Here is a 9,110-nt window from a genome sequence, read left to right on the forward strand (position 1 = left end):
TTCCTTTTCCTTTGCCCTTACTTTACTGTTTGTGTAGCACGGTTTTTTGCAAGAGATGAACATTCAGCCATAACAGCAGAAGCACGTGCTATCGGATTTGTTAAATAAAAATCTTTAACCATAGAAGTAAATGCTTGACTCTCGAGAGAAACCATTTTTGAACCAAGCGACTTAAGACCACTTATATCAGAAGGCACTATATCATCAACAGCACAAAGGTGTGGATAATCATTAAACAAGCATTGCCTTAATTGAGAAAGAGAATCAAAAGGAAGCTTTTGTCCTAAAATATCCGATAAAGCACGCAAAATAGCCCAATCTTCTTTTGCTTCACCTGGAGCAAAACCAGCCCGATTTGTCATTTGAACACGTCCTTCTGTATTCACATAAAGCCCTGATTTTTCAGTGTAAGCAGATGCAGGCAAAATAACGTCAGCAGCATGTGCACCATTATCACCATGGCTCCCAATATAAACTGTAAAAGCTTTTGTATTGGCTAATTCTACTTCATCAGCACCAAGCAAAAATAGAACTTCACAGGTTTTAAGTATATTTGCAACCCCAAGCTTAGAAGTAAAGCCTATGTCCAACCCTCCAACAATCGATGCTGCATTATGAAGAACCCCAAACCCATTCCATGTCTCACTAAGAGCACCAATACTATCAGCTAATTTAGCAAGACTTTTTAAAACAGATAAACCTTCATTTCCTGAAACCGCTCCCTCTCCGATAAGAATAAGGGGCCTCTTTGCTTCTTTTAAGACATTAAAAAAAACATCCTCTCCACGAATAAGTGTCGTTAATGTATCACTCCCAGATCCAAGGTAAGAATAAGGATAACGTAAATCGACTTTCTCTCCAATTAATGCAATAGGAAAATTGCCCATCCGTTGGCGCTTTAAAATACGCGCATTTAAAACAGCTGCTTCATGACGTGGATTAGATCCCACAATAAGCAGTGCATCAGCCTGTTCAATACCTACAATTGTAGGATTAAAAATATAACTCGAGCGCCCAAACTCTGGCGATAAAGCCCCCCCTCTTTGACGACAATCAAAAAGCGTTGAGCCCAAAGAACTCAATAATGCTTTAAGGGCATACATTTCTTCAACAGAAGCAAGATCCCCCGCAATGGCTCCAATTTTTTCTGGAAAAATTTTAGAGATTACCATTTTAATTTTTGCAAAAGCTTCTGTCCAACTGACAGGTTGAAGCTTTCCATCTTTGCGTACATATGGCTTATCAAGCCGCTGAGTCCGTAATCCATCCCAAATAAAACGCGTTTTATCAGAGATCCATTCCTCATTTACATCTTCATTCGTACGCGGCATAATCCGCATAACTTCACGGCCGCGGCTATCAATACGGATAGCACTACCAAGCGCATCCATCACATCAATCGATTCCGTTTTTACCAATTCCCACGGACGGGCATGAAACGCATAAGGTTTTGAAGTTAGAGCTCCCACTGGACAAAGATCAATAACATTTCCCTGTAATTCAGATGTCATAGCTTTTTCAAGATACGTCGTAATTTCAGCATCTTCACCACGACCGATCAAACCAAGCTCAGAAATACCTGCAACTTCCGTTGTAAAACGAACACACCGTGTACAATGAATACACCGTGTCATAACAGTTTTGACAAGAGGTCCAATATATTTATCTTCTACAGCACGTTTATTTTCTGTATAACGAGAACAATCTCGTCCATAAAGCATTGCTTGATCTTGAAGATCACACTCTCCCCCTTGATCACACACTGGACAATCCAAAGGATGATTAATGAGAAGAAATTCCATAACACCTTCACGTGCTTTTTTTACCATCGGTGTATTGGTAAAAATCTCAGGTGCCTCACCGTTAGGCCCTAATCGTAAATCACGAACCCCCATAGCACAAGAAGCCTGAGGTTTTGGTGGACCACCCTTAACCTCAACTAAACACATACGACAATTTCCAGCAATTGACAAAGATTCATGAAAACAAAAACGTGGAATTTCTGCCCCAGCCGCCTCAGCAGCCTGAAGCAACGTGTAGTAATCAGGAACTTCAATCTCTTTGCCATCAACTTTAATATTTATCATCACCCATCCAACCTGCGGATAACCCACTTAAAATTTGCATTCGGTCGCTCTTAGAACAAAATCCTTTATTAAACCGCTTCTAAAGCAATATTTTTGCTTTGGACTACATTTCGCGTGTATTCATCAATTCTACGCTCGATTTCTGGACGAAAATTACGTATCAACCCCTGTACAGGCCATGCGGCAGCATCACCAAGCGCACAAATAGTGTGTCCTTCAACCTGTTTAGACACTTCAAACAAAAGATCAATCTCGCGTTTTTGCGCTCTTCCCTCAACCATACGCCCTAAAAGACGCATCATCCATCCCGTCCCCTCACGACACGGTGTACACTGACCACAACTCTCGTGCTTGAAAAAAGCAGCTATACGCCAAATTGCCTTGATAATATCGGTTGATTTATCCATAACAATCATTCCCCCTGTGCCAAAAGAAGACCCGACATCTCGCATCCCATCAAAATCCATGATCGCATCGATCATATCCTCACCACGAACGACTGGACAAGAAGCCCCCCCTGGAATAACTGCTAAAAGATTATTCCATCCACCACGAACACCACCCGTATGTTTTTCAATTAATTCACGGAATGAAACACCAAGAGCGTCTTCAAATGTACAAGGTGCATTAACATGCCCTGAAACCATAAATAATTTCGTTCCAACATTATTTGCTCGTCCGATTGATGAAAACCACGAAGCACCCCGCCGCAAAATCGTTGGAACAACGGCAATAGACTCTACATTATTTACTGTTGTTGGACAGCCATAAATCCCCATATTGGCAGGAAATGGTGGTTTAAGCCGAGGTTGTCCCTTTTTTCCCTCAAGACTTTCAAGAAGAGCTGTTTCTTCACCACAAATATAAGCACCCGCTCCATGATGAATAACAATATCACAAGCATGCCCATATTTCGTTTTTTTGCCAAGTAAACCCGCATCATAGCATTCATCAACGGCAGCTTGAAGCGCTTCACGTTCACGAATATATTCACCACGAATATAAATAAAAGCAACATTGGCTCCCATAGCAAAAGTAGCGATTGCACATCCTTCAATCAAAGTGTGGGGGTCATGACGTAAAATATCACGGTCTTTACAAGTTCCAGGTTCAGATTCATCGGCATTGACAACCAAATAATGAGGACGCCCATCATTCTGCTTTGGCATAAAGGACCACTTCATTCCAGTAGGAAAACCAGCACCACCACGACCGCGTAAACCCGATGCCTTCACTTCATCAATGATCCAATCACGACCTTTGTCAATCATTTCTTTCAGACCATTCCAATGCCCACGCAACATCGCAGCCTTTAATGATTTGTCTTTTAAACCATAAATATTGGTGAAGATACGATCTTTATCAGCTAGCATACCCCACCTTTTTTTCTATTACCCATAGCATTTTCCGCTTTTCCTCAAATGCAATTTTTAAATATCTTTTCAAGATTTCTTACTTTTCGTTAAATGTTGCCATCATGGGTAGAATAATAAAATATTTTCTCAAGAAAAATACTTAATTATGTTCCCCATTCTTTCCTTATCCTTTTTTGGTAAAGACTTGAGAGATCTTTTTTTCTTTCTCATCATCAATAAGAGAAGTTAAACCACTAATCGGTTCCGACGATTTACGACTATTTTGCGGACCAACCGCTATCTCAGAACCCTTACCTGCTGCAAATGCATCAATAATTTCTTCAAGGCGTTCAGCTGTAAGATCTTCATAAGTATCTTTAAAAATCATAACCATCGGAGCATTCACACAAGCACCAAGACACTCTACCTCTTCCCATGATAAGGTTCCATTCTGATTGGTCGCAAAAGGTTCATGATGAATTTTTTTCTGACAAACTTTAATCAATTCGTCAGAACCACGTAACATACAAGGCGTTGTACCACAAACTTGAATATGCGCTTTTGTTCCAACAGGCTTAAGCTGAAACTGAGTATAAAAAGTAGCAACTTCTAAGACACGGATATAAGCCATGGAAAGAATCTGAGCAATATGCTCAATCGCTGCACGTGTCACCCAACCATCTTGCTCTTGAGCACGCATTAATAATGGAATTACAGCAGACTGCTGACGCCCTGCAGGATATTTTTTTATGGTATTTTTTACCCATATCTGATTTTCTTTTGTAAAAGAAAACTCAGCCGGCTGATAAACATCATCTGCAAGACGGCGTACGGACATTAGCGATCAACCTCCCCAAAAACAATATCAATCGAACCCAAAATAGCTGTAGCATCTGCTAACATATGACCTCTGGTTAAAAAATCCATAGCTTGGAGATGAGCAAACCCAGGAGCACGCAACTTGACACGATAAGGCTTATTGGTTCCATCAGAAACAAGATAAACACCAAACTCACCCTTCGGAGCTTCCACAGCAACATATACTTCTCCAGGAGGTGTATGAAAACCTTCCGTATAGAGTTTAAAGTGATGAATCAGTGCTTCCATCGAGCTTTTCATTTCACTCCGCGTCGGTGGTACAATTTTGCGATCCAAGCTCGAAACTGGTCCATTTTTTTCAGTACTCAGTAAACGCTCCACACATTGGCGCATAATTTTCGCTGATTGACGCATTTCTTCCATACGAATAAGATAGCGATCATAACAATCGCTATTTTTACCTATAGGAATATCGAATTCCATTTCATCGTAACATTCATAAGGCTGACTTTTACGCAAATCCCATGGAACACCAGCTCCACGAATCATAACCCCAGAAAAACCGCGTGCCCAAGCTTCATCAATACTTACAACGCCAATATCCACATTACGCTGCTTAAAAATCCGATTTGGGGTCACAAGCGCATCAAGTTTTCCGAGAGAAATAAGAAATGGATCAATAAAATCACCAATATCTTCAACTAAAGATTCTGGTAAATCTTGATGCACGCCACCAGGACGAAAATAATTTGCATGAAGACGAGCACCACAGGCACGCTCATAAAAAATCATCAATCTTTCACGTTGCTCAAATCCCCAAAGCGGTGGTGTTAAAGCACCAACATCCATTGCCTGTGTCGTTACATTAAGCAAATGATTAAGAATACGCCCAATTTCAGAAAACAAAACACGTATTAATTGCCCTCTTTTAGGAACTTTTATATCTAATAACTTTTCAATAGCAAGAACAAAAGCATGTTCCTGATTCATAGGAGCAACATAATCCAAACGATCTAGATAAGGACCAGCTTGGAGATAAGTCTTTGTTTCCATTAATTTTTCAGTACCGCGATGCAACAACCCAATATGTGGATCTACACGCTCAACAACTTCACCATCCAGCTCCAGAACCATGCGCAAAACCCCATGCGCGGCAGGATGCTGCGGACCAAAATTGATATTAAAGTTTCGAACATTGACCTCAGCCACAATCAACCCCTTGCTTTTTAAAAAACTTCATATCAAATATCAAAAAAATCTATCACGCTAAAAAATATTTAATTATTTAAGAAATACAGTACCCTAATATAATGCCTTATCAAAACCAATATTATTTTTTTTCATCTGCTTTCCCATCACATGGCAAAGTATACTGTCCTCCTTCCCAAGGAGAAAGAAAATCAAAATTACGCATCTCTTGGCGCAAAACAACAGGCTCATAAATCACCCTCTTTGCTTCATTATCATAACGGCATTCAACAAATCCTGTCACAGGAAAGTCTTTGCGTAAAGGATATCCTTCAAACCCATAATCTGTTAAAATCCGTCTCAAATCCGGATGTCCTGAAAATAAAATCCCATACATATCATACGTTTCACGTTCATACCACTCTGCGCCAGGATAAACCGTACAAGCTGAAGCAACAGGAGTATTTTCATCTGTACGAACTTTTACACGTAAGCGTAAATTCTCACGAGGAGATAACAATTGGTAAGAAACATCAAAGCGCTTATCGCGAGAAGGATAATCCACACCACTAATGTCTGTAAGATTAATAAATTGACAGCGAGAATCATCACGAACAAACATTAAGACATCGATAATTGCATCAAGACGTGCCACAATGGTCAATTCACCAAAAGCAAGAACAGTCTCTTCAAGCTTATTTTTTAATTTGTTTTCCAAATAAGCAGCAAGCTCAACCAATGTTTCATCCACCATGACAAGAAAACTCTCTATCGCTCTATGGATCCGGTACGACGGATTTTTTTCTGTAGCAACAATATGCCGTATAATAATGCCTCTGCTGTAGGTGGACACCCTGGGACATATATATCGACAGGCACGATACGATCACATCCCCGCACTACTGAATAGGAATAATGATAATATCCCCCACCGTTTGCACATGATCCCATAGAAATCACATAACGTGGCTCTGGCATCTGATCGTACACTTTTCTTAAAGCAGGAGCCATCTTATTTGTCAGAGTACCTGCCACCACCATCACATCTGACTGGCGGGGTGAAGCTCGTGGTGCATATCCAAAACGCTCATTATCATAATGAGGCATTGAGCATTGCATCATTTCGATAGCACAACAAGCCAAACCAAAACTCATCCACATTAAAGAACCGGTACGTGCCCAAGTAATCAAAGCATCTGCCGAGGTAACTAAAAAACCCTTATCTGATAATTCAGCATTGATATCACGAAAAAACTTATCATCAGATCCTATCAGCCCACCAGTATTGGGATCAATGATTCCTTTTGGTTTTGGAGCCTCAATCGTTGAATTATTAGATCTTAATTCCATTCAAGGGCTCCTTTTTTCCATTCATATATAAATCCAATAGTCAAAATCGCTAAAAACACAATCATCGACCAAAAGCCAAACATACCTATTGATTCGAATGAAACAGCCCAAGGAAAAAGAAATGCAACTTCAAGATCAAAAATAATAAATAAAATTGATACCAAATAGAAACGAATATCAAACTTCATGCGTGCATCACTAAATGAATTAAACCCACATTCATAAGCCGATAATTTTTCAGGATCGGGGGAACGATATGCTACAATGTAAGGTGTAATCAACAAAACTCCAGCAATAACCGCTGATATAATAATGAAAATCAAGACTGGTAAATAAGAGCTCAATAAATAAGCCATAACCCTCTTCCATCATAACGAAATGCCTGAGTTTAACACAATGATTCAATATTGCGAGACCAAACAGACAAATTTAACAATCGCTCTATTAACTCTATTCATACTGCTTCAAAGGCATACAGAGCGATACTTTTCTTATCGGCATAGGTAACGCAGAGCAAAGAAAGACGCAAGCCCTATTCTTATAAACCATATAAAAAGAAAGAAAAAACATATCTATTCCCAATCAAACACTCCACCACATTACTCATAGCATATGGATATTTTAAAAAGGAAATTTCATAAGGAATCACGAAATGGCGCGAGTGACGGGGCTCGAACCCGCGACCTCCGGCGTGACAGGCCAGCACTCTAACCAACTGAGCTACACCCGCGCATTTTTTTCGAACCAATTTAATTTGGTACAAGCGGTCGTGTAAGGGGTTCATGCGTTTATGTCAAGAAGGATTCTGCATTTTTAAAAAAAATTATCAAATCCCATCTTTATTCTTGCGTTTAGAAAAATTCTTCCTTAAATAGTTTCCATTCAATTGCTGATCATTGCATTGGGCGATTAGCTCAGCTGGTAGAGCGCCTCGTTTACACCGAGGATGTCGGGAGTTCGAGTCTCTCATCGCCCACCATATAGCTTTATATTCCTATTAAGTTTTTGAAATTCATATCTTTTTTGCTGCGAGGGATGCCTTAATAAAGTTAGGGGAATAGGGTTTTCACTATTTCCTTTACAAAGCGTATTCTTTTTGCCAGCTTTCTCTAACAATTTTTTAATAGTTCTAAATCTTTTCTTGTGAAATAATGTTTATCAGTCTAGCAAACATACCAACAGCTTCACATCTAAATGTATCAGAAGACTTTATAGTGAAACTTTTACAACAAGCATCCGATTCTCTTCTCAAAATTTCTGCTGCCTCTTGATCTAAACCATAAAGCTCTATGATCTTTTCCTCCAGCCCTACAGGAACAGATTTTTTGCTAATCTCGACAGAAGATAAAAATCCTACAGATATGTCTAATTTCTTAGCCATATCTAAGAGGCGTTCGGAGTGATCAATGCGAAGTTTCCGTAAAATTTTACCAAAGGGTGTTAGCATTTAAATAAAACGCGTAAGGGTATAAGCTTTACGGCATAAACTGAGAAAATTATCCACCAATAATATGTTTCACGCAATCAGCAATGTGATTTACTTTCTTTGCATTAGCAGCAACTCCATTAAATTTTTTTATAATCCAATCAGCTCCTGTTCCAAGGTGTGTAATCCATGTTTTTTGAACAATAGGCTCAACAGCCCTCACAGTTTCTTCAGGAGATGTAGTTAATTCCAGAAATCTTTCACAAACAATTCGAGGCGCTTCAAAATCATTTGCTTCATTACGTACGGTAAACAAATTATCCAAATTATCGTCGTTAATAAGATAAGGGGAATGCGTCGAATAAATTACTTTATTGCCCTTTATGCTCGATAAAGTTTGTAAGGAGCTTAATATTTTTCTCTGTGGATGAATATGTAAATTATTTGCTGGCTCATCCAATAAAAAAATTATTCCATTTTTGCTTCTATGCCTGCGAACTTCTGTAAGGACTTTAAAACAAAAAAACCAACGAAACCCTTTACTTCTCTCATGTAAATAAAAAAGAGGTTATTTGCTTTATTTAATTTGTAAACAATAATCTACAAAACCACTATTAGATTTTTCTATTATACAATCATCAAAAAGGCTCTTCCCTTCAGTAATATCCACCCAACCTTCTTTCACTACTGACTTCAAATAACCATTGATCAATCCTATACGCTGCTTAACAGCATCGTTGTCATCACAATTAACAATATCTTCCTGAAAACTAATACCAAGATTTTTTTCTTATTTTGTTCACGATGAGATGAGCCATACCTTTTTTGGCATTTTGGACCCGCATCTCCAAGACAGGTATGGGAACTTATGGGATTCATGACCAC

Annotated in this window: 6 protein-coding genes, 2 tRNA genes and 3 pseudogenes; 1 reads left to right on the forward strand and 10 read right to left on the reverse strand. The window is 39.1% G+C overall.

From position 1 onward, the window contains the following. Nucleotides 1-17: 17 nt before the first annotated feature. From nuoG to ACFIMG_RS02115, 8 genes and pseudogenes are all read right to left on the reverse strand, one after another. A complete protein-coding gene (gene nuoG, locus ACFIMG_RS02080) occupies nt 18-2,087 on the reverse strand; it encodes an NADH-quinone oxidoreductase subunit NuoG (RefSeq protein ID WP_375679110.1) in 2,070 nt (689 codons plus the stop codon). A gap of 68 nt (nt 2,088-2,155) precedes the next feature. Further along, entirely contained in the window at nt 2,156-3,460 is a 1,305-nt protein-coding gene (gene nuoF, locus ACFIMG_RS02085) for an NADH-quinone oxidoreductase subunit NuoF (RefSeq protein WP_375613456.1), read from the reverse strand. A 129-nt stretch (nt 3,461-3,589) separates the two neighbouring features. Continuing rightward, nucleotides 3,590-4,280 (reverse strand): annotated as a pseudogene (gene nuoE, locus ACFIMG_RS02090) (NADH-quinone oxidoreductase subunit NuoE). Next, the gene (locus ACFIMG_RS02095; RefSeq protein ID WP_375611877.1) at nt 4,280-5,470 is read right to left on the reverse strand and encodes an NADH-quinone oxidoreductase subunit D; all 1,191 of its coding nucleotides are present in this window, start codon (nt 5,468-5,470) and stop codon (nt 4,280-4,282) included. Before ACFIMG_RS02095 ends, nuoE begins: the two are co-directional and overlap by 1 nt. Before the next feature lie 121 nt (nt 5,471-5,591). Further along, nucleotides 5,592-6,203 (reverse strand): NADH-quinone oxidoreductase subunit C, encoded by a 612-nt coding sequence (locus ACFIMG_RS02100; protein WP_375613458.1) that lies wholly within the window; start codon nt 6,201-6,203, stop codon nt 5,592-5,594. Nucleotides 6,204-6,217: 14 nt separating this feature from the next. Continuing rightward, the gene (locus ACFIMG_RS02105; protein ID WP_375606831.1) at nt 6,218-6,799 is read right to left on the reverse strand and encodes a NuoB/complex I 20 kDa subunit family protein; all 582 of its coding nucleotides are present in this window, start codon (nt 6,797-6,799) and stop codon (nt 6,218-6,220) included. Then, nucleotides 6,790-7,155, reverse strand: a complete 366-nt coding sequence (locus tag ACFIMG_RS02110) for an NADH-quinone oxidoreductase subunit A (RefSeq protein ID WP_375679111.1) — start codon at nt 7,153-7,155, stop codon at nt 6,790-6,792. The genes ACFIMG_RS02105 and ACFIMG_RS02110 overlap by 10 nt, the downstream gene beginning before the upstream one ends. A gap of 297 nt (nt 7,156-7,452) precedes the next feature. Further along, nucleotides 7,453-7,529: transfer RNA gene (locus tag ACFIMG_RS02115), tRNA-Asp, on the reverse strand. Between the two features lie 173 nt (nt 7,530-7,702). Here ACFIMG_RS02115 and ACFIMG_RS02120 point away from each other — a divergent pair. Continuing rightward, a tRNA-Val gene (locus ACFIMG_RS02120) sits at nt 7,703-7,778 on the forward strand. Nucleotides 7,779-7,894: 116 nt separating this feature from the next. Here the strand turns inward: ACFIMG_RS02120 and ACFIMG_RS02125 are convergent. Together ACFIMG_RS02125 and ACFIMG_RS02130 are read right to left on the reverse strand one after the other, a co-directional pair. After that, nucleotides 7,895-8,246 (reverse strand): annotated as a pseudogene (locus ACFIMG_RS02125) (XRE family transcriptional regulator); the annotation flags it as partial. Nucleotides 8,247-8,295: 49 nt separating this feature from the next. Beyond that, a pseudogene (locus ACFIMG_RS02130) lies at nt 8,296-8,730 on the reverse strand (AAA family ATPase); the annotation flags it as partial. Between the last annotated feature and the right edge of the window lie 380 nt (nt 8,731-9,110).

It is taken from the genome of Bartonella sp. AP11XZML, assembly GCF_042196445.1.
GTDB lineage: Bacteria > Pseudomonadota > Alphaproteobacteria > Rhizobiales > Rhizobiaceae > Bartonella.

Coding starts and splice junctions, on each gene's coding strand:
- ACFIMG_RS02105 (WP_375606831.1), bottom strand. CDS start 6,799: ATGGAATTAAGATCTAATAATTCAACGATTGAGGCTCCAAAACCAAAA.
- ACFIMG_RS02100 (WP_375613458.1), bottom strand. CDS start 6,203: ATGGTGGATGAAACATTGGTTGAGCTTGCTGCTTATTTGGAAAACAAA.
- nuoG (WP_375679110.1), bottom strand. CDS start 2,087: ATGATAAATATTAAAGTTGATGGCAAAGAGATTGAAGTTCCTGATTAC.
- ACFIMG_RS02110 (WP_375679111.1), bottom strand. CDS start 7,155: ATGGCTTATTTATTGAGCTCTTATTTACCAGTCTTGATTTTCATTATT.
- nuoF (WP_375613456.1), bottom strand. CDS start 3,460: ATGCTAGCTGATAAAGATCGTATCTTCACCAATATTTATGGTTTAAAA.